We start from the raw sequence: 26194 nt of genomic DNA, 5'->3' as shown, positions 1-26194 counted from the left end.
GTGGGAGGTCTTTATGGAGAGAGAGGATATGTCTAATACTCATATACCTGTCCTGAAACAGGACAAGCCCAAACCGAGGGCGGCGAGAAAGATTATATGGATTCTGCTGCTATTGTTCATAGCCCTGCTGACGATTCTATTCTTCCGTTCGCCGATCAGCCAGGTTACCGAGATTCAATTCAAGGGCAATACGCTGAACACCAAAGAGCAGCTGATGGAGACAAGCGGACTTCGGATCGGAGAGCAATATTTCGGAGTCGATCCCGATGAGGTCAAGCAGCGATTAGCCAGGCTCGGCACGATAAAATCCGCTGAGGTGGTTAAGAGCTTCCCCGGCGAGATCAGCATCGTGATCACCGAGTATCCTGCAGTCGCTTATGAGCTGTCCGCAGACGGCGATTTTCAAGCGATCCTGTCCAGCGGGACATCGGTTCCCGTTGCGGCAAGCGGAATCGCCGTAGAGAAGCCGATTCTGACCAAGTGGGATCCGGCCGACCCGAACAAGGCAAAGCTCAGCGAGGTGCTCGCCGAGATACCGAGCAGCATGACTTCCGACATTTCGGAGATTATGCCTTCGCCAACGCTTTCCTTCCCGGACCGGATCAAGCTGTACACGCGCTCCAAGTTTGAAGTCATTACCTCCATTTCGCTGCTTCGGGATAAGGTGGAGTATCTGAATCAAGTGACGGAATTGGAACAGCCGGGGATCATCACGATGCTGGAAGCAGACTCCTATGTGCCTTTCGATGAAGAAGTTGAAGAAGAGGCCCCGGAAGGGGAATAACCCTCTACTCAGGAATAGGAATAAATGGTACAATTGAAAGTATTGACAACATTGGGCGCTCGTTTATATTTCATGAATTTTACGGTCCTCTATAGCAAATGTTGGCAGTAAAAATAATGTAGAAAAAAGAGGGATAGCCCCTTCTATGTTGAATAAGTAGAAATGTAAATTTTTTATGACGACTTTATTTGTTAAAACAGGAGGTGCCAGAGCTTGAGCAACAATGACATCATTGTTAGTTTGGACATCGGTACATCCAAAGTTCGTGCTATTATTGGGGAAGTTAATAATGGAACCTTTAATATTATTGGAGTTGGATCTGCCGACTCGGAGGGAATTCGCAAGGGTGCAATTGTAGATATCGACCAGACCGTACAATCCATTCGCAACGCTGTTGATCATGCGGAGCGTATGGTCGGTATTCAAATATCCGAAGTATACGTCGGCATAACCGGTAATCATATCGGACTTCAATCCAGCCACGGCGTTGTGGCAGTATCGAACGAGGATCGCGAGATTGGGGAAGAAGACATCGACCGCGTGCTGAAAGCCGCTGAGGTTGTGGCGCTTCCTCCGGATCGGGAAATAATCGATGTGGTGGCAAAGCAATTCGTAGTAGACGGCTTGGAAGGAATCTCCGACCCTCGAGGCATGATTGGTGTGAGGCTTGAGGTCGAAGCGACGATTATTACCGGCGCGAAGACGGCAATACATAATCTGCTCCGCTGCGTGGAGAAATCAGGTTTGAAGGTCAAGGACCTTGTGCTGATTCCGCTAGGCGCCGGCCAATTGGCTCTCTCGAAGGACGAGAAGACGATGGGCTCGGTGCTCGTGGACGTAGGAGCAGGATCAACGACGCTTGCGGTGTTTGAAGAGGGAAGCATTGCTGCAACCTCCACGCTGCCGGTAGGCGGGGATTTCGTGACGAATGACATTGCATACGGATTGCGGACGTTAACCGACCAGGCGGAGAAGGTCAAGCTGAAATACGGCTGTGCGCTTATGGAGAGCGCCGCGCCTGAAGTCACGTTTAAAGTTACGAGAATCGGAAGCAATGTGGACAAGGAGTTTAACCAAGAGGACCTGGCCGCCATCATCGAGCCTCGGGTTCAGGAAATATTCCAGCTGGTGCGTCAGGAAATCAAACGACTGGGTTACAATGAGCTTCCGGGTGGTTATATACTTACCGGGGGCACGATGTCCATGCCTGGTGTGCTGCAGGTGGCACAGAACGAGCTGGCGACCTCCGTCCGGATTGCCGTTCCCGATTTTATCGGTGTGCGTGATCCGGGATACTGCAGCGGAGTCGGCATCCTCCACAATGCAATCCGGAATGTCCGAGTGCGCAGCAGTGCAGGAGGAAGCAGCAACAGCGGAAATAGCAAGAAACCGGTGAACCGCGCTAAGCAGCAAAATCCTGTCGCAGCAACTCAGGAGACCAGCCAGAAGCCGGGATTTATTGAACGCTTGAAAAAAATGTTCAGCGAGTTTATATAGCGGATTCATTTGACTGTGGACGTGCCATCCACGCACATTGAGGGGGAGATGGAATAGATGTTGGAATTTGATTTCGAAATGGAGAGCTTAGCTCAAATTAAAGTAATCGGTGTTGGCGGCGGCGGAAGCAATGCAGTCAACCGAATGATTGAAAACGGCGTGCAGGGCGTTGAGTTTATTACGGTAAATACGGATGCCCAAGCGCTCCATCTTGCTAAATCCGAGCATAAACTGCAAATCGGGGACAAGCTGACTCGAGGACTCGGGGCCGGCGCTAATCCTGAAGTAGGCAAAAAAGCCGCCGAGGAATCCCGCGATTTGATTATGAACACCTTAAAGGGTGCGGATATGGTTTTCGTTACCGCCGGTATGGGCGGGGGCACGGGTACCGGTGCAGCTCCTGTCATTGCGGAAATCGCAAAGGAATGCGGAGCATTGACGGTCGGCGTCGTAACCCGCCCGTTCACATTTGAAGGACGCAAGCGTTCCTCTCATGCAGAGCTTGGCATCGAGGCTTTGAAGGAGAAGGTGGATACGCTTATCGTCATTCCAAATGACCGGCTTCTCGAGATTGTGGACAAGAAGACTCCGATGCTGGAAGCGTTCCGTGAAGCGGACAACGTTCTCCGCCAAGCGGTTCAAGGTATTTCCGACTTGATCGCGGTGCCGGGTCTCATCAACCTCGACTTTGCCGACGTGAAGACAATTATGACGGAACGCGGATCGGCGCTGATGGGCATCGGTATGGCGACCGGGGAGAACCGCGCATCCGAGGCGGCCCGCAAGGCCATCATGAGCCCGCTGCTGGAAACGTCCATCGAGGGCGCGCGCGGCGTCATTATGAATATTACCGGAGGAGCCAACCTCTCCTTGTACGAGGTGAATGAAGCGGCCGAGATCGTAACCTCCGCTTCGGATCCGGAAGTGAACATGATCTTCGGTGCCATCATCGATGACAGCATGAAGGAAGAAATCAAGGTGACGGTGATCGCAACCGGCTTCGAGAGCAAGCCGATGCCGACACCGCCGGGACGGCGTCCGGCGATGCCGCAAGGCGAACAGCAGCCGGCCTCCGACAAGGGCAATGTGAATCTGAGACCATTCGGGAATCAGAGCACCAATGACCAGCTTGATATTCCTACATTCCTTCGCAATCGTTCGCGTAATAATGATTAATACGAATAAGCCTGCGCTTTCAGCCCCTGCGGCAAAGCGCAGGCTTTTTTTTATGAAAATCCACCCCACATTCAACAACCTTGCCCTCCCATGTCAGACTTTCGCGAATATCGCTTATACGAGACCATCCGGCTATAAAGCGCCGACCCGAAGCTGCCTGTGACTTCGTGAATCAGGTATTGGCGGCCGGGTTTACCGCGCCCCTTTCTCCTGTCTCTAAAAACTGCCCTCCATCGACAAAAAAAGTCTGCGAACGGCCCACAGGTTTAGACAGACTTTGATTCCTATTCTTCTTATACTAGTAGCATCTCCCAAAGCCCTGATCAAGAACAAACGCATCCGAGCGAACAAAGAGCGAAAAAGGAATTCAGACTAGGCGGGTGAAGATCCTGGTTGTTTATATCGATCTCATTTTTATCGTGAACCTGCTGATTGACGGGGTTCTGCTGGCGCTGACGGCCTGGATGCGAAGAACCAAGCTCAAGTGGTGGAGGCTGGCCCTGTCATCAGCGGCAGGGGCACTCTATGTCGTCATGATGTTTGTCCCGGAGCTCTCCTTTTTGTACACCTTCCTGATCAAGTTCGGATTATCCCTGCTGATGCTGTGGATTGCTTTCGGGTTTACCAGCCTGCAAAGCTATATTCACCATTTGGGCGCCTTTTACATGGTCAATTTCGCTGCGGCAGGGGGAATCATCGGTGTTCATTATCTGGTTCAGAATTCGGGGGATCTGTTCAGCGGGATATGGTATACGGCAACCGGGGGATTGTCATTTGAGCTGAAGGTGGGGTTTTGGGCTGCGTGTATTACCTTTTTTGTAGTTGTATTCGGGTTTAAGGCCGTTCAGACCACGAAACGCAAAATGGAGAGCAGGGAAACGCTCCTGGGAGAGGTTACGGTATGGATCGGAAGCGTGAAAATAAGCTGCAGGGGCCTACTGGATACCGGCAATCAGCTCAGCGATCCTTTGACTCGTACACCCGTTATGGTCATGGAGGCTTCGCTCTGGGAGGCGTTCCTCCCAGAAGGTTGGAGCGAGCGGCTGGTGCAAGGAGAGCCCGATCGGTTGATTATGGATCTGGGAATGGAGGAATTTGAATGGCAGGATCGCCTGCGGCTCGTTCCTTATCGCGGCGTGAACCGCGGAGCAGCATTCATGCTCGCCTTGAAACCGGATGCAGTCCGAATTGAGCTCGGCGGCATCGAATATACGACGACCAAAGTACTGATCGGTCTAGACGGAGGCACCCTGTCCGGGGACAGAGCCTATCGGGCTATCATTCACCCGGCGCTAACGGAAGGGGAGGGAGCTCCGAATACTTCTTCGCATGCCGCTGCGGATGCGGCGGCAGCCAGAGGGAGCAACCGCGGAGCAGCACCGGAGGAAGCCAAGCCGGCCGGCTGAGCCTTGCGAATGAGTCTTTGAAAACTTGGGTGTAAGCCGCTTTCTATGAAACCTATGATTCATGTCCGTTTTCCCTTCGGGAAAGCCAGCAGGCATAGTAATCAAACGTTCGTTTCCCATCAGGAAAACTTTTAGGAGGATAAGAGATGCCCGTAAAATGGAGATTAGCGCTGCAGCTTCAATATTATCGCGTATTGTTTTTGCTAGGCTTGAAAAGTCAGGAAATCTACTATATCGGTGGAAGCGAGGCCCTTCCGCCTCCGCTTACGAAAGAAGAAGAAGAATACCTGCTGAAAAAGCTGCCGACAGGGGATGCGGCAACCCGGGCGATGCTGATCGAACGCAATCTTCGTCTTGTCGTGTATATTGCCCGCAAATTCGAGAACACGGGCATCAATATCGAGGATTTGGTCTCGATCGGCGCCATCGGATTGATCAAAGCGGTCAATACCTTCGACCCTGAGAAAAAAATCAAGCTGGCCACTTACGCCTCCCGCTGCATTGAGAACGAAATTTTAATGTATTTGAGGCGCAACAATAAAACGCGGAGCGAGGTTTCCTTTGACGAGCCGCTCAATATCGACTGGGACGGCAATGAGCTGCTGCTCTCCGACGTGCTTGGCACCGAGAACGATACCATCTATCGCAACATCGAGGAGCAGGTTGACCGAAAGCTGCTGCAAAAGGCGCTAGATAAGCTGAGCGACCGGGAGCGCATGATTATGGAGCTTCGGTTCGGCCTGCAGGACGGGGAGGAAAAGACGCAAAAGGACGTTGCCGACCTGCTTGGCATCTCGCAATCCTACATTTCCCGATTGGAGAAAAGAATTATTAAGCGGCTCCGGAAGGAATTCAACAAGATGGTGTAACTGGAAAAGGCAAGGAATAAAATAACCCCCCTCGGAGATAATGTACAGTAATGTTTCTCCTTGGGAGGTTAGTCATCATGACGCGAAACAAAGTTGAAATTTGTGGTGTGGATACGTCGAAGCTGCCGGTTTTGACGAATGTGGAAATGAGGGAGCTGTTCCATGATCTGCAGCAGAACAACGAACGGTCAGCTCGAGAAAAATTGGTGAATGGAAATTTGAGGCTGGTCCTCAGCGTCATCCAGCGTTTCAACAATCGGGGGGAATTTGTTGACGATCTGTTTCAGGTCGGCTGCATCGGTTTGATGAAAGCCATCGACAATTTCGATCTGTCGCAAAACGTTAAATTTTCCACGTATGCCGTACCGATGATTATCGGAGAAATACGCCGTTACTTAAGGGATAACAATCCGATCCGCGTCTCGCGCTCCCTGCGCGATATTGCCTACAAGGCGCTGCAGGTGAGAGACCAGCTGACAAATGCGAATTCGCGCGAACCGACCATCTTTGAAATTTCCGAAGCGCTGAACGTGCCCAAGGAAGATGTTGTTTTTGCACTAGATGCCATTCAAGATCCTGTCTCCTTGTTCGAGCCGATCTACCATGACGGCGGCGATCCGATTTATGTGATGGACCAGATCAGCGACGACAAGAACAAGGATATCTCCTGGATTGAGGAAATTGCGCTCCGGGAAGCGATGCATAAGCTCGGACAGCGCGAGAAAATGATATTGTCCATGCGCTTCTACGAAGGGAAAACCCAGATGGAGGTCGCCGATGAAATCGGCATCTCGCAGGCGCAGGTGTCCAGGCTGGAGAAATCAGCAATCAAACAGATGCAGAAGCATGTAAAAACTTAAGATGTACCGCTATCAAACCAAAAAACATAACGATCCCCGTTGACGGGATCGTTTTTTTAATGAAAATAAGCTATTTTACGCGTTTGGCTCATATAGTATACCAAGGGATTCCAGGGGGTCTATGGAGGTCCCGATGAAATACATCTAAGGTGTGATGCGGATGATACCTGATAATCAGATGGTGGGGAAAAAGATGAAAATATCCGATTTTCAAACGAAGGATGTTATTAATATCATCGACGGGAAGCGGCTCGGCCAGATCAGCGATCTGGAGCTTGATCTCCGTCAAGGACGGATCGAGGCGATTGTGGTGCCCAGCTACGGGAAGTTTATGGGGTTATTCGGAGGCGGGAGTGATCTGATCATCCCTTGGCGCAATATCGTGAAGATCGGTTCGGACGTCGTCCTGGTCAAAATGGAGGAGCTTAGACGTGTGCCGGAGGATGAGGGAACGGTGGAATATCTGGACCGGCCGGAGCGGCAGGACAGAAGGAATTTCTAGAGAGGTCAAAAAGGATAAACTTCGGAAGATTTGCTGCCTGATCGGTTTCGATGAGCCGACGTTTGGTATGCTTGATTAGGGTTGCGTTAGGCGGAAGGAGCTGTCACCAATCGCTGACATGCCCTCCACAAGGATATCGAATTCAACGATTTGCGAATGCGGCAGCGGATAGCGGTGTCTCCGGGCTGCGTTTTCTGTTACACTGGGGTAGAGGTGAGTGATTCGATGGAACCTTTCGTAAAACAACATGGGCAGGAGTCCGGACGGTTTGTGCTGGAGAGCTGGGAGCGCGGTGCGCCGGACGGGAGGCTCACCGCCGGGTTTACCGGACGGCATGGCGGAGTCAGCGTGAAGCCCTATGACAGCCTGAATTTGGCATTTCACGTAGGGGACGTTCCGGAGCATGTTATCGGGAACCGGAGGCGGATGGCCGAAGCACTCGGCTTCTCCCTGGAAGACTGGACGTGCGGCGAGCAGGTCCACAGCGGCAATGTCGCGATTGTCCGGGCAGAGGATCGGGGAAGAGGCAGCCTCGACCGTGATTCTGCTTTTCAGGATACGGATGGACTGGTCACGAACGTGCCCGGCATTCTACTGACATCCTTCTACGCGGATTGCGTGCCGCTGTATTTCTGGGACCCGGTAACGGAGGCGGTCGGTCTTGCCCATGCCGGGTGGAAGGGAACGGTGGCCGGCATCGCCGGGAACATGGTCAGCGCGATGGCAGGCGAATATGGCAGCGATCCGAGCCGGATCCGGGCGGCGATCGGCCCCTCGATCGGAGCCTGCTGCTATGAGGTCGATGATCGCGTGATGGATCGCGTAAGAGCGCTACAACTCCCGCCGCAGGATTCCGCGGAGAACCCGCAATTCACCATATGTATCGACAAGGGAAACGGGAAATACATGCTGAACTTGAAAGAAATAAACAGACGCATTATGATTAAAGCAGGAATATTGGCGGAACATATCGAATGTACAACATGGTGTACAAGCTGTAATAACGGCTTGTTCTTCTCGTATCGCAAGGATGGGGGAACGACAGGCCGCATGGCAAGCTGGATCGGGATGAGAAAGAGGTGAGTCGTCCCTTGAGTTTGAAGGAACGTATCGATCAGATAGAACAGCGAATCACGGAGGCATGCGCGCGCAGCGGCCGGGACCGGAGCGAGGTCAATGTCATCGCCGTCACGAAGTATGTCTCCTTGGACACGACAGCTTCGGTACTGGATCAGGGGCTCCGGCATATCGGCGAGAACCGGTGGCAGGATGCCCAGCACAAGTGGCAGGCCCTTGGAGACCGAGGGACATGGCATTTTATCGGCCATCTCCAGACGAACAAGGTCAAAGACGTGATCGATAAATTTCAATATATCCATTCACTGGACCGCTTATCGCTGGCGAAAGAGCTTAATAAGAGAGCTGCCGCTCTGGATCTTCAAGTATCTGCGTTCATGCAGGTGAATATTTCGGGCGAGGAATCGAAATACGGCCTTCCTCCTGAGCAAGCGGCGGAGTTCTTGAAGGGGATCGCGGATTTGTCCCACGTAAAAGTTATCGGACTGATGACAATGGCTCCTTACGAATCATTGGCGGAGCATACGCGTCCCGTATTCCGCGGCTTAAGACAACTAAGAGATGAGCTGAACCGGCAGGCGCTGACGAAGGAGCCGTTGACGGAATTGTCTATGGGCATGTCGAACGATTTTGAAGTGGCTGTTGAGGAAGGGGCGACCTGGGTGCGTCTCGGCTCGATTTTAGTAGGGAAAGAGGAGGAGTGAGGATGGGCGTGATGAACCGGTTTATGAATTTCTTGGGATTGCAGGATGAGGAAGAGGTTGTGGAGCGCGAAGTGCTTGCCGCACAGGACGAGCCGGTGGAGCCGACGCCGTTCGAGCAGCGCAAAAGCCAAAAGGGCGGCAATATCGTCAGCATCCATTCCCAGAAGAATGTTAAGGTAGTATTAGTCGAGCCTCGTTCATATGATGAAGCACAGGAGATTGCAGACCATCTCCGATCCTTCCGGACCGTCGTCGTGAACCTGCAGCGCGTCCGCAACGATCAAGCGCTGCGCATCATCGATTTTCTTAGCGGGACGGTGTACGCGCTAAGCGGAGGCATATCGAAGGTAGGCGGCAATATTTTTCTGTGCACCCCGGATACGGTTGAAATCCAGGGCTCCATCTCAGAGATATTGGCTGACGAGCATGACTATACGAGAATGAGGTGACCTAGACTTTGTCCATAGAAATTTTCCAAATTGTACGTACGCTGTTCCAAATCTATTTTTATATGATTTTGATCTATGTGTTAATGTCCTGGCTTCCGAATGTGAGGGAGAGCTTTGTCGGGGAGCTCCTGGGCAAGCTGGTGGAGCCTTATCTGTCCCCGTTTCGCCGGTTTATCCCGCCGATCATGGGCATGATCGACATTTCCCCGATCATTGCATTGTTCGTCCTGCAGCTAGCCGAGCGGGGAGTTTATGCTATTCTGGAATTCATTCTAGGGTGACGAACGATGAAGCCGGACATCTATGAGCATTTTCACCAAGACGAGCGCGAGTTCGTCGATCGGGCTTGGGAATGGGTCGTCAACGCAGGACAGTATCATGAGGTGAAGCTGACGGACTTTCTCGACCCCCGCCAACGCTTCATTCTCGAGACGCTGGTGAACCGGCACCCTGACGTCCACGCCGCTTTTGAAGGCGGCTACGCGGATGCCGAGCGGGTACGCGCCATCATCGCGCCCGATTACCGCGATCTTGAAGGCGAAGACTTCAAAATCAAGGTGCTCAGCATCACGTCGGGAGACCAGAAGCTTCTGGAGCTCGAGCACGGGGATTATATGGGCTCGATTCTCGGCCTCGGCATCAAGCGATCGAAGCTCGGAGATATTCACGTGATCGAAAGCGGATGCCATGCCGTCGTATCGGAAGAGATCGGCGCATTCCTGAACCTGAACCTGAGCCAGGTGCACAGGGTGCATGTGATGACTGAGCTTCTGCCGATGGACAAGCTGCAGGCAGCCGAGACGAAGCTGGATACGATGGACATTACCGTGGCCTCGCTTAGACTCGACGGCATTGCCAGTGATGCACACCGGATCAGCCGGACAAAGATCGTTGTTCCGATCAAGGCTGGACGATGCCGGGTGAACTGGAAGGTAGAAGAGGATCCGTCAACCAATTTAAAAGAGGGCGATGTCGTCTCCATCCAGGGAATGGGCAGATTTGCCGTGCTGGAGATCGGCGGCCTGACGAAGAAAGGGCGGTACCGTGTCAAGGTTGGTAAATATGTCTGACCTTTGAAGGAATTGCCGTTTTTTTGTCGAAATCATTTAGGACGTACATTTAAAATGCGGAATGAATTGCCGATAAATCAGAATGACCGCTATTGTCCTCAGGGACGGGTGGTCTGGCTTATACAGCGGATAACCGTCTTGTGAGGCCCATATATTTAGGAGGTGCACACCATGCCATTGACACCGCTTGATATACATAACAAAGAATTTGCCCGTCGAATTCGCGGTTATGATGAGGACGAGGTCAACGAGTTTTTGGACCAGGTCATTAAAGATTACGAGAGCGTCATTCGGGAGAATAAAGAGCTCGGTAATCAGCTGATGGCGATGCAGGAGAAGCTGGATCATTTCGCCAACATCGAGGAAACCTTGTCCAAGACGATCATCGTAGCCCAAGAGGCTGCCGATGAGGTGAAGAATAATGCGAAGAAGGAAGCGCAGCTTATCGTGAAGGAAGCGGAGAAGAACGCGGACCGGATCATTAACGAGGCGCTCGGGAAATCCCGTAAGATTGCGCTGGAAGTGGAAGAGCTCAAGAAGCAGGCATCAATCTACCGGACCCGGTTCCGTTCTCTTGTAGAGGCGCAGCTGGAGCTGCTGAAGCAGGACGGATGGGAGTCCTTAGAAAGCCGTGAACCGAGCCTGGAGCCTAAAGAGGTGTATTAGGCCGGGGCGGCCTTGACTTTTCCCTTGAAGTCGTCTATAACTAATATCATATTATTGATTAAGACGAAAATTTGTTGATGGGAACAGTAGGCAGAGGAATTGTCCTTCAGAGAGCCGGCATTTGCTGAGAGTCGGCGGTCAGTCCTGAGCTGAAGATCATCCCGGAGAAGCGAAGCTGAAGCGTTATCGTTACGTGCGTAAGCTGAGCCGTCGGCCGAACGTTATATCGGACCATGCCGGTAGTTATAGGCATGGATATGAGGTGTCGCCCGGTACAGTCGTTCACGGCTGGATTTGCGGGCGGAATTAGGGTGGTAGCGCGAGAACAGGTTCTCGTCCCTTTCGGGATGAGGGCCTTTTTTTATTCCCTTGGGGAATTTTACTCACATTGGTGAAAGGAAGATCTGCAATGAACAGAGTTGACGTGAAAGAGAAGGCGCGGGCCAGAGAGCTTCGCATCCTCGACAAATGGAATAAGGAGAACACCTTCAAGAAGTCGATCGAGCTCCGGGCGGGCAAGCCGAACTATGTCTTTTATGAAGGGCCGCCGACAGCTAACGGCGCACCGCATATCGGTCATGTGTTAGGCCGGGTAATCAAGGATTTCGTAGGCCGTTACCAGACGATGAAGGGCTACCATGTTGTCCGCAAAGCGGGCTGGGACACGCACGGGCTTCCGGTTGAATTGGGCGTCGAGAAGCAGCTCGGCATTTCCGGCAAGCAGGAGATCGAGAATTACGGCGTGGAGGCGTTCATCAAGAAATGTAAGGCCAGCGTGTTCGAATATGAGCATAAGTGGCGCGAGCTGACCGAAGCGATTGCCTACTGGACCGATCTGGACCATCCTTATATCACGCTGGAGAACAACTATATCGAGAGCGTATGGAACATTTTGGCGACGATTCATGACAAGGGGCTGCTGTACCGCGGACATCGCGTCAGCCCGTACTGCCCTTGCTGCCAGACGACGCTGAGCTCCCACGAAGTGGCCCAAGGCTACGAAGATGTAAAGGATTTGAGTGCAACGGCGAAGTTCAAGCTGCATGACAGCGGTGAGTACATCCTTGCATGGACGACCACCCCATGGACGCTGCCATCGCACGTTGCGCTTGCGGTGAACCCGAATATGGAATATGCCCGTGTCCAGCAGGAGGACGGCATCTACATCGTGGCGAAAAACCTGGTGGAAGACGTCATGAAGGGCGAGTACACCGTCCTGTCCACGCTTCAAGGCTCCGAGCTGGTGGGCAAATCTTACACGCCTCCTTTCACATATGTGAAGGCCGAGAAGGCGAATATCGTTGTCGGAGCATCGTTTGTTACGGATGCAAGCGGTACGGGGATCGTGCACATGGCTCCGGCCCACGGGGAAGACGACTACCGCGTATGCCGCGAGAACGGCATCAGCTTCGTAAGCGTCGTAAACGGTCAGGGACGGTATACGGACGAGGTCACGGATTTTGCCGGACGCTTCGTGAAGGATTGCGATCTGGATATCGTGAAGACCCTTTCGGAGAAGGGACTGCTGTACAGCAAAGAGAAATACGAGCACAGCTATCCGTTCTGCTGGCGCTGCAAATCGCCGCTGCTCTACTATGCTATGGAAAGCTGGTTTATCGAAACGACCGCGGTCAAGGATCAGCTCATCGCCAACAACAACGAGGTGACCTGGTATCCTGGCCATGTGCGCGAAGGCCGCTTTGGCAAGTTCCTTGAGGATCTGGTGGATTGGAATATCAGCCGGAACCGGTATTGGGGAACGCCGCTGAATGTATGGGTGTGCGGAACATGCGACGGGCAATTTGCGCCGCACAGCATCGCCGAGCTTCGCGCTCAAGCGGTAAGCGAGGTCTCCGAGGATCTGGAGCTGCATAAGCCGTACGTGGATGAAGTCAAGGTGAAATGTCCGCATTGCGACGGCGGAGTCATGGAACGGACCTCTGAAGTGATCGACGTCTGGTTTGACAGCGGATCGATGCCGTTCGCGCAGTACCATTATCCGTTCGAGGATAACGAGAAATTCGCGCAGCAGTTCCCAGCCGATATGATCTGCGAAGGGATTGACCAAACACGGGGCTGGTTCTACAGCTTGCTCGCGGTATCGACGCTGTTTACGGGCAAGGCGCCATATAAGGCGGTTATGGCTACGGGACATATCCTGGACGAGAACGGGCAAAAAATGTCCAAATCCAAAGGAAACGTCATCGATCCTTGGGAAATCATCGAAGAATACGGCACCGACGCGTTCCGCTGGGCGCTGCTTGCCGACAGTGCGCCTTGGAACAGCAAACGCTTCTCCAAGGGCATCGTAGGCGAAGCCAAGTCGAAGGTGATCGATACCCTTGTAAACACCCATGCTTTCCTGACGTTATATGCCGGAATCGACGGCTACAATCCGGCGGAGCACCCATTCAAGGGCTCGGACAACAAGCTCGACCGCTGGATTCTGTCCCGACTGAACAGCTTGATTCAAGTCGTGGACAAAGGGCTGTCGGTGAACGACTTCTTGAATGCGGCGAAAGCGATTGAAGCTTTTGTCGATGAGCTGAGCAACTGGTATATCCGTCGTTCGCGGGACCGCTTCTGGGGCAGCGGCCTCGGAGAAGATAAGCTGGCCGCCTACGGAACGCTGACCCATGTGCTGCTGACCGTTGCCAAACTGATGGCTCCGTTTACGCCGATGCTGTCAGAGGATATCTTCGTAAACCTCGGCGGCGGAGAGAGCGTGCATTTGGCCGACTTCCCTGAAGCGGACGAAGCGCTGATCGACAAGTCGCTGGAGCAGGACATGGAGACGGCAAGACAGATCGTCGAGCTTGCGCGCAATGTCCGCAACGAGACGGGCATCAAGACGCGTCAACCGCTCTCCGAGCTGATTATCTCGATGGATCGTCAATTTGATCTTGCCGGGTATGAGGCGATCATCAAGGACGAAATCAATGTGAAGTCGATCATCGTGGAAACAAGCGACAGCGGCTTTGTTGATTTCACCTTGAAGATGAACCTGAAGGTGGCGGGTAAAAAGTACGGTAAAAATATCGGCTTCCTGCAGGGCTTCCTGAAGGGCATGAGCAGCGACGAAACCCGTGCGGTCGTACAGAACGGCGGCGTGAACGTCACTTCGCCGGAAGGGGAAGAGCTGCAGATTACGTCGGAAGAGCTGCTGATCGAGAAGAAAGCGAAGGAAGGCTTCGCCTCCGCGTCCGGTTATGGATTGACGGTTGCCCTCAACACCGACATTACGCCTGAGCTTGAGCAGGAAGGCTGGGTGCGCGAGGTTGTGCGGGCGGTGCAGGACACCCGGAAGAAGCTGGACCTCGCCATCGAGAAGCGTGTCGATCTGACTCTTGATACGGATGAGGAACTGAAAGCCGCGATTACGGCATTCGAACAAGTGCTGCGCGAGAATGTACTCGTAAATGAGCTGCATTTCGGCAAAGCAGGCGATATGGAACGTGTTGAGCTCGGTGGAAAGACAATCGGGATTTCCATTGCTTAAATCGGGATTATTGCGAAAGTTCGGATGATCGCGAAAAGCCGGACGATTGCGAAACCTCGGACAAAAATCGGGATGATTGCTTTAATTCGGATGAGTTAGACAGGGCAGTATCTCCCATAGCTTATAATCCTGAACACAAATCTTTGCTTAGAACGACAAGACCATGGAGCGGTAAAGCGGCTTCCATGGTCTTTTTTGTTGGCAGCCAAAGGGACTTGTTCCGGCAATCGAGGGCAGTTGCAGCCGCCGATCTCGGGAGAATGATATGATCGCAGCGGATGCATACTATCCATGTATTTTTTGTAGAACACGGCGAGCGTGTTATGCACGATTTCGGAAAAAGGGGATCGGCCCAGCCCGCATTGCCGAGGCTGTCCAGTGTACAAGGAGGTAGCGGTGCCATGGCGGAACGCACGGATACGAAGGATCCAGCGGAGCATGCGAAAATGAACGAGGAGGAGCGCTTGAACGCCATCCACCGGATGCTTACGGATATCGCACAGCAGCTTGAAAAGTCCAGGATTGCGGATTATACGCAGCTTCTGAATCGCCCATGGCGGCTGATCGGAACCAACTTGCTGGCGGGGACGGCGCGCGGCGTGGGAATTGCGCTCGGATTTACATTTTTCGCCGCAACGATTATTTATGTGCTTCAAGCTCTGGGAGCGCTCAATCTCCCCATTATCGGAGACTATATTGCCGATATCGTGCGTATCGTGCAGCGGCAGCTGGAGCTTCGGTAAGGCCCCGGGCAACTAAGCCGGTGGGAGTATGACTATGAGTATGAGTATGAGTATGAGTATGAGTATGAGTATGAGGTATGTAGAGGCCGGCAGCCTAGAGGATCCCCAAGCTTGCTGCCGGTCCCGCTCACGAGCAAATTAGATAAGCGAATCGTCGTCGGACTCCGCATGAGGATCCAGCAGGTAGCTTCCTTCTCCCCGATTCAGGTAGTCGATGTACTGCGGGCTGCGGACGATGAACACTTCCGACCCGTCGATGTTGGTGGCCACGAAGTTTTCATACACTTCAACAAAACCGCCCAAATCATCCTCGTGCTCGATATCCATTTCGTTATAGCTGTCAATATTATTCGGTTCCGCTAAAGCAGGTGAATTGGAGTTCCCCCAGCTCTCAACGATCTGCCAGGCATCCTCGCCGTCGAAGGCCGCATACTCATGCTCGTCCATGCTGGATTTGCCGAAGGCGGGAGCCAGCACCTCTTCTTCAACCGGGCGGTCTCTGGAAATTTCCGTTTTCGGCGTATGCTCAACGCAATATTTGGTATCGGGAAGGACTTCAAGCCGTTCATACGGAATCGGCTGACCGCAGGTCTCGCATACACCGTATCGCCCGTGGTGGATGGCTTCAAGCGCGAAAATGACGCGCTGCAGCTCAAGATCCACCCTGTCTTGGAGCGCAAGATCCTTCCCTCTTTCATAAACCTCGGTACCCAAGTCTCCGGGATGGTTGTCGATATGGGATAACTCGCCTGTATTATCCCGCTCCGATTCGCCGAGCCCGTGCTGGTCGTTGTGTACCATCCGTGATTCGAGCTCAGCCTTCCGTTCCATCAGTTTCTGCTGCAGGGTACTTAGTTGTTCCTGAGTAAGATGCGACATGTTAGGCTCCTCTCCGGTCCGAAGTTGACCTTCTTGTTCTTACCTATATAGTGCACTGTGCGGGTTTGTTTTACTGACGGAAAATGTTCACCTCATTGGAGAGGAATGGACGTTGTCGGAGCCCCTGTGCTACAATAAGACGAGTTACTGTCCGGCCTTCGAGGAGCTTGCCGACTCGGGGACGAACCGACAGATGTAAAGATCGGAGTGACATAAACGAGTGGTATATTATTTGATTGCATTGGTGATGTTTCTTATCGATCAGGGCACCAAATTTCTGATCGCCTCGAGGCTGGAGCTTCATGAGCAAATCCCGGTCATCGGCAATTTTTTCTTGATTACATCGAGCAGGAATCGGGGAGCCGCATTCGGTATTCTACAAGACCAGCTGTGGTTCTTTATCGTCGTAACGATTGCTGTCGTGGCCGGTATTGTATGGTATCTGCGCAAAATGACGAAGGAAGGCCGCAAATTGCTGCCGACAGCGCTGGCGCTGGTGCTTGGCGGTGCGCTGGGGAATTTTATCGACCGTTTGCTGATGGGCGAGGTTGTCGATTTTCTTCAATTCAATTTCGGCAACTACACCTTCCCGATATTCAACATTGCCGATTCCTGTATCGTGATTGGCGTTGGCCTGATCATATTGGACACCATTCTGGATGGAAGACGGGAGAAGCTCCATTCATCAAGAGAAGTTTCTGGAACGGAAGGGAATGAGTAATGTTGCAGGACGAGCAGCGTACAGATCATGTGATGGATTCGGACGAGCAGGAGCAGGACACTCAAGAGTGGGTCGTCGACGCCGAGTCCGCCAAGACCCGAATTGATAAATATATCACCGAAGGACTCGATGAGGATGTATCTCGCTCACAGGTCCAGCTGTGGATCGCCGATGGGCATGTCCTAGTAAACGATTCGCCGGTGAAGGCCAATTACAAGGTAAGCCAGGGAGACCGAATCTCGCTGGCTATACCAGCCCCATCGGTCGTCGAAATTGTTCCGGAGGATATTCCGCTCGACATTGCGTTTGAAGACCGTGACGTAATCGTGGTCAACAAACCAAGAGGGATGGTGGTTCATCCGGCCCCCGGCCATGTATCCGGGACTTTGGTGAATGCGCTGATGCACCACTGCAAGGATTTGTCCGGCATTAACGGCGAACTCCGTCCGGGGATCGTCCATCGGATCGATAAGGACACCACAGGGCTGATCATGGCCGCCAAGAATGATAAGGCGCACGCGTCTCTGGCCGCACAGCTGAAGGAGCATAGCGTGAACCGGCGCTATCTCGCATTGGTGCATGGCAGCATCAGCCACGATCAGGGAACGATCGATGCGCCGATCGGCCGGGATCCGCAGGATCGCAAAATGTATACGGTCACGGACCGGAACAGCAAGCATGCGGTGACGCACTTTACCGTTGTGGAGCGATTCGGCGATTACAGCCTGCTCGAGCTGAAGCTGGAGACCGGCAGAACGCACCAAATCCGGGTGCATATGAAATATATCGGCCATCCCCTTGTCGGAGATCCGGTATATGGCAAGAGCAAAGGGATCAAGCTGAACGGACAAGCGCTGCATGCAGCCGTCCTCGGCTTCGTCCACCCAGCCACCGGACAATATTTGGAGTTCTCGGCACCTATGCCGGACGATATGGAAGAACTGCTGACGATTTTAAAGAGCCGTTAGCGGTTCTTTTTTTTAGGATATCTGGCGTTCTTCTAAAGGATTACATGGCCTAATGTCGGCACTCTACGCTGCCTAGGTCCGGGTGCAGGCTTCTGCTTGTTGCCCGCAAGCGTCGTCGCTGATCATCGTGCAGCAGTCATCATTACACCGCCCTTTTGCGGCAGCCGTCCATCTGCAGACTTGCGAATTCATTTGGCAATATGGTATATTGTCGATAACTTGAATGAAGGAGGTGAGGCAGGATGAATATCGAGATGGTGAACGACCGTATTAGCCAGCTGCCTATGGCAATTGCTGGCATTGTTCATGCTTTTTCCTACAACGGGAGAGGTCTGTCCATTTTTAAGCATACGGAATTTACCATCGAGAAGTCACCTGCCTGCCTGAACGGATGAAGCCTGATTAATGGGGCTGTTTAGTAATCCTTAAGGTCTCGCGGAGCTTGCTCTGCGGGATCTTTTTTTATTCCGGGCGAGGTCTTCTCCAAAATACGGATTCGGCATGGGCTTTTATGATTATCGTCATGCCGTACAGGAGGAAGCCTAGAATGAATATAATTGATGCACAACAGTTAACGTATTACCATGGCGCCAATCTGGTGCTGGACCATATATCGTTTGAAGTACGCGAAGGCGATAAAACGGCGCTGATCGGACGAAACGGCAGCGGAAAGACGACCCTGATGCGGCTTCTAGCCGGTATCGAGCAGCCGAGTGAAGGGCGATTGGCAATCAAGAAGGATGCAAAGGTCGGATACCTGGAGCAAATTCCGATAGATACGGAGGATTGGACGGTATGGGAGGTACTGTCCTACGGCTTGCGGCCTTTGAAGGAATGCAGGTCGGCGATGGCCGAGCTGGAGTCCCGGATGAGCGATCCGGTAACTGCGGGGAATGCCGATGAGTTGGAGAGGCTGCTCCGCCGGTATGCCGTACTCCAGGAACAGTTCGAACGCGGGGGCGGCTATGAGATGGAGGCCGGCATTGACAGGATCGCATCCGGACTCGACATTTCCAAGTCGGTTTATGACCTTCCTTTCAGTGCCTTATCGGGCGGAGAGAAGACCCGGGTGATGCTGGCTTCCCAGCTGATCGTGAAGCCGGATTTGCTCCTGCTCGACGAGCCGACCAATCACCTGGATTTGCGGCGTACCGAATGGCTGGAGTCATTTTTGCTTGATTATTCCGGCACCTGTATTATCATCTCGCATGATCGGTACTTTTTGGACCGGGTGGCGACGCGGACCATAGAGCTGGAGGACGGGGAGGCCTTTACGGCCGACGGCGGCTATACGGCTTATATGGAAGCTAAGGAGGCAAGGCTGCTCCAGCAGTTCGAGCAGTACCAAGAGCAGCAAAAGGTCGTCAAAAAGATGAAGGAGTCGATACGCCAGCTGGAGGAGTGGGGGAGGATCGGCGGAAACGAGAAGTTCTTCAAGCGGGCGGCCTCGATGCGAAAGGCGCTGGAGCGGATGGAGCAGGTCAAGCAGCCGGTGCTGCAGCGAAGATCGGCCGATTTTGACCTGAACCCGGAGGATCGGGCGGGACGTCGGGTGGTGAGCTTTGAGCAGGTTGTCCATGCTTATGGTGATGAGTCTGTGCTTCAAGGCGTCTCGGGGCTGCTTGAATATGGGGAGAAAATCGTGCTCATGGGGGCGAACGGCAGCGGAAAAACAACGCTGTTCCAGGTGCTGCTCGGCAAACTCACGCCTGCCGCGGGCTCCGTCCAGTGGGGCGCCCGCGTGGATGCCGGTTATCTCGCCCAGGAAGAGAAGCCGGAGAACCCGCAGGAAACCGTCCTCGAATACTTCCGGAAGCATGCCGGGATCGGCGAAGGGGAGGCACGCGGGAAGCTGGCCCGTTTCCTGTTCTACGGTCCGGCGGTTTTCAAGGCGGTGGGCCAGTTATCCGGCGGGGAATGGACGAGGCTGAGGCTGGCTGTGCTGATCCATCGAAAGCCGAATTTGCTGCTCTTGGATGAACCGACCAACCACCTCGACATCGAATCCCGGGAGGCGCTGGAGGATGCACTGCAGGAATTCTCGGGCACCGTGTTTGCCATCTCCCACGACCGGTACTTCGTCAATCGGATCGGCGAGAAAATCTGGGAGCTGGATAATGGCCGCCTGACTGCCTACTTAGGAAGCTACGACGATTTCCGTGCCAAGAAGGAACAGCTTGCTGTGGCTAAAGCAGAGAGAACCGGCAAGACGGAGTCAGCCGATCCGGTGATGATGCCGGCTCAGCAGCTGTCCGCCGAGGATCGGGATAGAAAAAAAGCTTCATCTGCAGCTTCCATCATAGAGCCGCCTGCTAAGGACCGGATGAAGCGGTTGGAGAAGGAAATCGCAGAGCTCGAAACGCGGATCCAGCGCCTGGATGAAGCGATTGAAGGAGAAGCTCATCCGGAGAACGAGGCAGACTTCGCACGGCTCCAGGAGCACTGGAAGGAACGGGAAGCTTTATCGGCAAAGCATGACAGTTTGCTGGCAGAATGGCTTGAGCTCTCGTGAGATTGACGGATTCTCCCAACTAGAAAAAGTACAAATCATCTGATATAAAATACATGGCTCCAGCAGTCCATTTGCGGCATATTTAAATTAAAAATTGGATTGTAAGAGCAGGAGATGAGTACAAACGATGAGTATCGATAAATATCAGGAAACGTACATTCAACAGAACTTTGCCGACCGAATCGGCGGTGCGAACTACGGAAAAGACACAGCCATTTATAAATTCGAGAAGATCAAAAGAGCCAAAGCTGCCGCCAAGCTGGAGCATCCCGATACGGAGCTGATCGATATGGGCGTCGGCGAACCGGACGAGATGGCTGACGCCGGGATCGTTGCGAAGCTGGCCGAAGAAGCGGCTAAGCCGGAAAATCGCGGTTATGCCGATAACGGAATTGCCGAGTTTAAGGAAGCCGCTGTCCGCTATTTGAAAAACGTGTTCGGTGTGCAAGGGATTGACCCGGCCACAGAGGTGCTGCATTCCATCGGCTCCAAGCCGGCGCTTGCCATGCTGCCGTCATGCTTTATCAATCCCGGCGACGTCACGATTATGACCGTTCCGGGATACCCTGTGCTCGGTACGCATACTAAATATTTGGGCGGCGAAGTATATAATGTAGAGCTGAAGAAGGAGAATGATTTCCTGCCGGACCTCAGCTCCATACCGGAAAATATCGCACGCCGGGCGAAGCTGCTGTATCTGAATTACCCGAATAATCCGACGGGAGCAAGCGCAACCTATGAATTTTTCGCCGAGGTCGTTGAGTGGGCCCGCAAATACGGCGTCGTTGTTGTGCATGATGCTCCGTATGCTGCGCTGACCTTCGATGGCTTGAAGCCGCTCAGCTTCTTGTCCGTCCCTGGGGCGAAGGATGTCGGCGTGGAACTGCATTCCCTGTCCAAATCCTATAACATGACCGGCTGGCGCATCGGCTTTGTTGCCGGGAACCCGCTTGTCGTCAAAGCGTTCGGCGACGTAAAAGACAACAACGACTCCGGACAGTTCATCGCAATCCAGAAGGCTGCCGCTTACGGCCTGGACAATCCGCAGATTACGGAGAAGATTGCGGAGAAGTATTCCCGCCGCCACGATATGCTGGTGGAGATGCTGAATGAGCTCGGTTTTACGGCCGAGAAGCCGAAGGGATCCTTCTTCCTATATGTTGAAGCTCCTAAAGGCATTAAAGGCGGACGACGTTTTGAATCCGGCGAGGACTTCTCCCAGTATTTGATCCGCGAGAAGCTGATTTCAACCGTACCCTGGGATGATGCCGGCCATTTCGTTCGGTTTTCCGTAACCTTTATTGCGAACGGGGAAGAGGAAGAACGGCGCGTCATCTCTGAGATTCGCAGAAGGCTCAGCGACGTTGAGTTTGAATTCTAATTGGTAAAATTTTTAGGTTTGGTTCATGACAGCGTTCGACTTGATTACAGTTGACAACTCTTACTGGGTCTGTCATAATGGGATCAATCGAATAGCACCTTTAAATCAGTCCCGTGAGGCTGGCAAGGTAACGTGAACCGAGGTTCATTATTGTGGAGGCATAGCTCTGTCTGCGGACGGTTGCTGCTGCCTGCCTATCTCTGTGAGATCAACTCCTTGCCCAGCGGGCAAGGAGTTTTTTTGTTGTGTATGAATCTGGTCAATTTCCACAGATGGTTAAGGTCTAACCCACTGAAGAGGGGCTAATCCAAGAACGTGATAAGGAGGAAACAAGGATGAGCAGTGAACAGCATGTCATTATGGACGAGACGGCCATCCGCCGTGCGCTGACAAGAATTGCCCATGAAATATTGGAAAAGAACAAAGGAATTGAGGATTGCGTGCTGGTTGGCATCCGAACACGCGGGGTCTTCCTGGCGCAGCGAATCGCTGAGCGCATGAACGACATCGAAGGCACCCCGATTCCTTGGGGGGAGATCGACGTTACCTCTTACCGGGATGACCGTGACAGCAAGGGAGCAGCTGGAGGCGCAGGCGAAGGGGCCAAGCAAAGCCTGGCGCATCTGGACATTCACGACAAGAAAGTAATCCTGTTTGACGATGTGCTGTACACCGGACGGACGATCCGGGCGGCAATGGACGCCTTGATGGATTGCGGTCGTCCGAGAATGATCCAGCTGGCGGTGCTGGCAGACCGCGGACATCGCGAGCTGCCGATAAGACCGGATTATATCGGCAAGAATGTTCCGACCTCCAAGCAGGAGGAAATTACGGTGTCGCTGACCGAAATCGACGGCAAGGACGAAGTGACCATCAGCCACAGAGAGGAACGATAATATGATGACAACGGCCATTTCTTTGAAAGAACGCAGCCTGCTGGGATTAAAGGATATCAGCCGGGACGAGATCGCATCGATCCTGGACCGTGCAGCTTACTGGGAAGCGCAAACGGACAAGGTGATTCCGGTTCTCCAATCGAAATTTGCAGTGAATATGTTCTTCGAAAACAGCACGAGAACGAGATTTTCCTTCGAAATGGCCGAAAAGCGTCTCGGAGCCGAGGTTATGAACTTCGCGGCGGCTGCTTCGAGCGTCGAGAAAGGTGAATCCATCTACGACACGGTACGAACGCTGGAGTCGATGGGCGTTGACGCGGGCGTGATCCGGCTGAAGCCTGCAGGCGTTCTGCAGGAGCTGGCCGAGCGGGTCTCGATCCCGCTCGTGAATGCCGGCGACGGGAACAACGAGCATCCGACGCAGGCGCTGCTGGACCTGTATACGATGCGAAAATGTTTCGGGGAGCTCAGAGGGCTGACCGTATCGATCATCGGTGACATCAAGCACAGCCGGGTGGCCCGCTCCGATTTATGGGCTCTGCAAAAATTCGGCGCGAACGTACAGTTCTGCGCACCGGAATCGATGCAGGCTCCGGAGCTTGCGCAGTATGCGCCTTACGTTTCGATGGAAAAGGCGCTGAAGGCCGATGTGGTCATGATGCTCAGAGTTCAGCTGGAGCGTCACAATGAAGGGCTGTTCAAGTCAAGCAGCGAATACCGGGAGCAATACGGTCTGACGGAAGAGCGTGCCTCGCAGCTGGCCAGCCATACGGTGATCATGCACCCGGCACCGGTCAACCGGAATGTGGAGATCGACGATGCGGTGGTGGAAAGCCCGAAATCGATGATTTTCAAGCAGATGTCCAACGGAGTTCCGATCCGGATGGCGGTCATGGAACGTGCGATGAAAGGGTAAAGATAGCGTCATAAGAAGGAACTCAAATGAATCGATATTAATAAATATACACAAATATGAATTTTTATTATACAATATACAAAGAAGCGAATCGAAGCTTCGCTTTCGGAGGGGAATCTTAAGATGCAGATGCAAGTCATTAAAAATGCAAATGTGATCAATGAGCAGGGGCAGCTGGAACTTAAACATATCGTCATTGCAGGCGGGTTGATCGAAGCGGTGGTCAGTAAGCTGGAGGACCTGCCGCAAGATGACCGCGCACAAATCATCGATGCGGAGGGCAAGCTGGTCACGCCGGGATTCATCGATATGCATGTGCACTTAAGAGAGCCGGGCTACGAGCATAAGGAAACGATCGAAACCGGCAGCCGCTCGGCGGTTAAGGGCGGATTCACGACGATCGCCTGCATGCCGAATACAAGACCGGTAACCGATACGCCGGAGACGGTGAAGCTGATCCTCGATAAAGCGCGCGAAGCGAATCTGGCGAAGGTGCTGCCATACGCGGCCATCACGAAGAACGAGCTTGGACGCGAGCTGACGGATTTCGAAGCCTTGAAGGAAGCCGGGGCCATTGGATTTACGGATGACGGCGTCGGCGTACAGAATGCGCAAATGATGAAGGATGCGATGAGAAAGGCCAAGGCGCTCGGCATGCCGGTCATCGCCCACTGCGAGGATGACTCGCTGGTGAAAGGCGCTTGCGTAACCGAAGGAAAGTTCGCGGAGCGTCACGGTTTGAAGGGAATCCCGAACGAATCGGAAGCGATTCACGTCGGCCGCGACATTTTGCTGACGGAAGCTACGGGTGTGCACTACCATGTGTGCCATGTGAGCACGGAGCAGTCGGTCAGACTGATCCGCCAGGCGAAAGAGATCGGCATTTCCGTAACAGCCGAGGTCTGCCCGCACCATCTGGTGCTCTCGGATGAAGATATTCCGGGGCTTGACGCGAACTGGAAAATGAACCCCCCGCTGCGCTCCCCGCGCGATGTAGAGGCCTGCATCGAAGGGCTGCTGGATGGAACGCTGGACATGATCGTAACTGATCATGCACCGCACAGCGCCGAGGAGAAAGCGAAGGGGATGGAGCTGGCCCCGTTTGGCATCGTCGGATTCGAGACAGCCTTCCCGCTGCTCTACACGAAGTTCGTCGCAACGGGAAAATGGGATCTGTCGCTGCTGGTACGCCGGATGACCAGCGACCCGGCTCGCGTGTTCGGACTGGACAGCGGAGTGCTGAAGGCCGGCGCCGCTGCTGATCTGACCATGATCGATCTGAACGCGGAGAAGGAAGTGGACCCCGAAACGTTTGCGACGAAAGGCCGCAATACCCCGTTTGCCGGATGGAAGCTGAAGGGCTGGCCGGTGATGACGTGGGTCGACGGCGAAATCAAATGGTCCGAACAAGGCGGGTTTTAGTAACACTTAGGCAATTCACCTATACAATATATTACACATAGATGACAGGAGTGATTTGGGATGCAGGCAAGATTGTTACTGGAGGATGGAACGCTGTTCGTCGGGAAATCCTTCGGCGCGGATGCTGAAATGACCGGAGAGGTCGTGTTCAATACAGGAATTACAGGATATCAGGAGGTGCTGAGCGATCCTTCGTACTGCGGACAGATCGTAACGATGACGTACCCACTGATCGGAAACTACGGCATAACGCGGGATGACTTTGAATCCATTCGTCCGTTCGTGCACGGATTCGTCGTTCGCCGACATGAGCCTGTTCCCAGCAACTGGCGTGCAGAGTACAGCGTTGATTCTTTGCTTAAGGAATACGGCATTCCGGGGATCAGCGACATCGACACCCGGATGCTTACCCGGATTATCCGCCACCACGGTACGATGAAAGGGATTCTGACCACGTCGAGCAAACCGGTGGAAGAGCTTAAGGAAATGCTCGGCCTGACCACGATTGACGAGCTGCGGAATCAAGTTGCCAGAACATCCACGCCGCAAATGTTCTCGAGTCCGGGCTCCAAGGAGCGGATCGTCCTGGTAGATTTCGGGGCAAAAAGCGGGATCCTGCGCGAGCTGACCTCCCGCGGCTGCGATGTGATCGTGGTCCCTCATGACACGACAGCCGATGAGATCCGCAGACTGCATCCGGACGGCATTCAGCTGTCCAACGGTCCCGGGGACCCGAAAGACGTGCCTTACGCGGTGAACATGGTGAAAGAGCTGCTCGGCGAATATCCGATCTTCGGGATTTGCCTGGGTCACCAGCTGTTCGCGCTGGCTGCCGGAGCCGATACCGAGAAGCTGAAGTTCGGCCATCGCGGCGGCAACCACCCGGTAAAGGATCTTGCCAGCGGCCGCTGCTACATCACGTCCCAGAACCATGGCTACACGGTCAATGAGGAATCCGTCAAGAACACGGAGCTCGAAGTGACCCACATCAACAATAACGACAAGACGATCGAAGGCCTGAAGCATAAGAAATTCCCGGCTTTCTCCGTACAATATCACCCGGAAGCTGCACCTGGTCCTCACGACAGCAGCTACTTATTCGATCAGTTCCTTGAAATGATTCGAGAGCACAAGCAGAATGAAGTCCGGAAACCGCGCCAGGCGGTTCTGGCCGCAGCCGTGAAAGGAGCTCGCTAA

Annotated in this window: 25 protein-coding genes and 1 other annotated feature; of the genes, 24 read left to right on the top strand and 1 reads right to left on the bottom strand. The window is 53.4% G+C overall.

The features are described 5' to 3' along the window. The first annotated feature begins 28 nt into the window (after window positions 1-28). From BBD41_RS05870 to BBD41_RS05800, 15 genes are all read left to right on the top strand, one after another. A complete protein-coding gene (locus BBD41_RS05870; RefSeq protein WP_077568901.1) occupies window positions 29-784 on the top strand; it encodes a cell division protein FtsQ/DivIB in 756 nt (251 codons plus the stop codon). A 213-nt stretch (window positions 785-997) separates the two neighbouring features. Next, window positions 998-2281: a cell division protein FtsA gene (gene ftsA, locus BBD41_RS05865; protein ID WP_077565041.1), complete on the top strand. Its 1284-nt coding sequence runs from the start codon at window positions 998-1000 to the stop codon at window positions 2279-2281. A 57-nt stretch (window positions 2282-2338) separates the two neighbouring features. Next, the gene (gene ftsZ, locus BBD41_RS05860) at window positions 2339-3457 is read left to right on the top strand and encodes a cell division protein FtsZ (RefSeq protein ID WP_077565043.1); all 1119 of its coding nucleotides are present in this window, start codon (window positions 2339-2341) and stop codon (window positions 3455-3457) included. 389 nt (window positions 3458-3846) lie between these two features. After that, a complete protein-coding gene (gene spoIIGA, locus BBD41_RS05855) occupies window positions 3847-4863 on the top strand; it encodes a sigma-E processing peptidase SpoIIGA (protein WP_223260566.1) in 1017 nt (338 codons plus the stop codon). 146 nt (window positions 4864-5009) lie between these two features. Then, entirely contained in the window at window positions 5010-5732 is a 723-nt protein-coding gene (gene sigE / locus BBD41_RS05850) for an RNA polymerase sporulation sigma factor SigE (RefSeq protein ID WP_077565046.1), read from the top strand. Window positions 5733-5809: 77 nt separating this feature from the next. After that, window positions 5810-6592, top strand: coding sequence for an RNA polymerase sporulation sigma factor SigG (gene sigG, locus BBD41_RS05845; RefSeq protein WP_007129476.1), 783 nt, complete (start codon window positions 5810-5812; stop codon window positions 6590-6592). Between the two features lie 160 nt (window positions 6593-6752). After that, window positions 6753-7094: a YlmC/YmxH family sporulation protein gene (locus BBD41_RS05840; RefSeq protein WP_077568902.1), complete on the top strand. Its 342-nt coding sequence runs from the start codon at window positions 6753-6755 to the stop codon at window positions 7092-7094. 225 nt (window positions 7095-7319) lie between these two features. Next, a complete protein-coding gene (gene pgeF / locus BBD41_RS05835; protein ID WP_099476987.1) occupies window positions 7320-8177 on the top strand; it encodes a peptidoglycan editing factor PgeF in 858 nt (285 codons plus the stop codon). Window positions 8178-8185: 8 nt separating this feature from the next. Continuing rightward, the gene (locus BBD41_RS05830; RefSeq protein ID WP_077565050.1) at window positions 8186-8875 is read left to right on the top strand and encodes a YggS family pyridoxal phosphate-dependent enzyme; all 690 of its coding nucleotides are present in this window, start codon (window positions 8186-8188) and stop codon (window positions 8873-8875) included. Window positions 8876-8877: 2 nt separating this feature from the next. Next, a complete protein-coding gene (locus tag BBD41_RS05825; protein ID WP_007129480.1) occupies window positions 8878-9324 on the top strand; it encodes a cell division protein SepF in 447 nt (148 codons plus the stop codon). Between the two features lie 8 nt (window positions 9325-9332). Further along, entirely contained in the window at window positions 9333-9605 is a 273-nt protein-coding gene (locus tag BBD41_RS05820; RefSeq protein WP_077565052.1) for a YggT family protein, read from the top strand. Between the two features lie 6 nt (window positions 9606-9611). Beyond that, entirely contained in the window at window positions 9612-10394 is a 783-nt protein-coding gene (locus tag BBD41_RS05815) for a YlmH family RNA-binding protein (protein ID WP_099476986.1), read from the top strand. A 171-nt stretch (window positions 10395-10565) separates the two neighbouring features. Next, window positions 10566-11060: a DivIVA domain-containing protein gene (locus BBD41_RS05810; protein ID WP_077565055.1), complete on the top strand. Its 495-nt coding sequence runs from the start codon at window positions 10566-10568 to the stop codon at window positions 11058-11060. Window positions 11061-11125: 65 nt separating this feature from the next. Then, window positions 11126-11404: a binding site (T-box leader), on the top strand. Between the two features lie 65 nt (window positions 11405-11469). Continuing rightward, a complete protein-coding gene (gene ileS / locus BBD41_RS05805; RefSeq protein WP_099476985.1) occupies window positions 11470-14559 on the top strand; it encodes an isoleucine--tRNA ligase in 3090 nt (1029 codons plus the stop codon). 401 nt (window positions 14560-14960) lie between these two features. Beyond that, complete coding sequence (locus BBD41_RS05800; protein ID WP_077565058.1) at window positions 14961-15302, top strand: DUF5665 domain-containing protein; 342 nt, start codon at window positions 14961-14963, stop codon at window positions 15300-15302. Between the two features lie 138 nt (window positions 15303-15440). Here BBD41_RS05800 and BBD41_RS05795 read toward each other — a convergent pair whose 3' ends face one another. After that, complete coding sequence (locus BBD41_RS05795) at window positions 15441-16181, bottom strand: TraR/DksA C4-type zinc finger protein (RefSeq protein WP_077565060.1); 741 nt, start codon at window positions 16179-16181, stop codon at window positions 15441-15443. A gap of 220 nt (window positions 16182-16401) precedes the next feature. Here BBD41_RS05795 and lspA point away from each other — a divergent pair, with 220 nt between their 5' ends. From lspA to carA, 9 genes are all read left to right on the top strand, one after another. Continuing rightward, a complete protein-coding gene (gene lspA / locus BBD41_RS05790) occupies window positions 16402-16902 on the top strand; it encodes a signal peptidase II (protein ID WP_099476983.1) in 501 nt (166 codons plus the stop codon). Then, window positions 16902-17870: an RluA family pseudouridine synthase gene (locus BBD41_RS05785; protein WP_099476981.1), complete on the top strand. Its 969-nt coding sequence runs from the start codon at window positions 16902-16904 to the stop codon at window positions 17868-17870. Before lspA ends, BBD41_RS05785 begins: the two co-directional genes overlap by 1 nt. Before the next feature lie 242 nt (window positions 17871-18112). Continuing rightward, entirely contained in the window at window positions 18113-18265 is a 153-nt protein-coding gene (locus BBD41_RS29965; protein ID WP_167392961.1) for an RAxF-45 family protein, read from the top strand. 152 nt (window positions 18266-18417) lie between these two features. Continuing rightward, a complete protein-coding gene (gene abc-f / locus BBD41_RS05780) occupies window positions 18418-20382 on the top strand; it encodes a ribosomal protection-like ABC-F family protein (protein ID WP_099476980.1) in 1965 nt (654 codons plus the stop codon). Window positions 20383-20509: 127 nt separating this feature from the next. Then, window positions 20510-21763 carry an LL-diaminopimelate aminotransferase gene (locus BBD41_RS05775; RefSeq protein ID WP_077565066.1) on the top strand — a complete coding sequence of 418 codons (1254 nt, stop codon included), beginning with the start codon at window positions 20510-20512 and terminating at the stop codon, window positions 21761-21763. 305 nt (window positions 21764-22068) lie between these two features. Then, a complete protein-coding gene (gene pyrR / locus BBD41_RS05770; protein ID WP_269467206.1) occupies window positions 22069-22659 on the top strand; it encodes a bifunctional pyr operon transcriptional regulator/uracil phosphoribosyltransferase PyrR in 591 nt (196 codons plus the stop codon). A gap of 1 nt (window position 22660) precedes the next feature. Further along, complete coding sequence (locus tag BBD41_RS05765) at window positions 22661-23575, top strand: aspartate carbamoyltransferase catalytic subunit (protein WP_167392960.1); 915 nt, start codon at window positions 22661-22663, stop codon at window positions 23573-23575. Window positions 23576-23698: 123 nt separating this feature from the next. Next, window positions 23699-24997: a dihydroorotase gene (locus BBD41_RS05760; RefSeq protein ID WP_099476976.1), complete on the top strand. Its 1299-nt coding sequence runs from the start codon at window positions 23699-23701 to the stop codon at window positions 24995-24997. Window positions 24998-25057: 60 nt separating this feature from the next. After that, on the top strand, window positions 25058-26194 hold the full coding sequence (carA, locus tag BBD41_RS05755) for a glutamine-hydrolyzing carbamoyl-phosphate synthase small subunit (RefSeq protein ID WP_077565071.1): 1137 nt from the start codon (window positions 25058-25060) through the stop codon (window positions 26192-26194).

The organism is Paenibacillus ihbetae, assembly GCF_002741055.1.
Lineage (GTDB): Bacteria > Bacillota > Bacilli > Paenibacillales > Paenibacillaceae > Paenibacillus_AQ > Paenibacillus_AQ ihbetae.
This window is presented reverse-complemented; position numbering and strand designations above follow the sequence as displayed.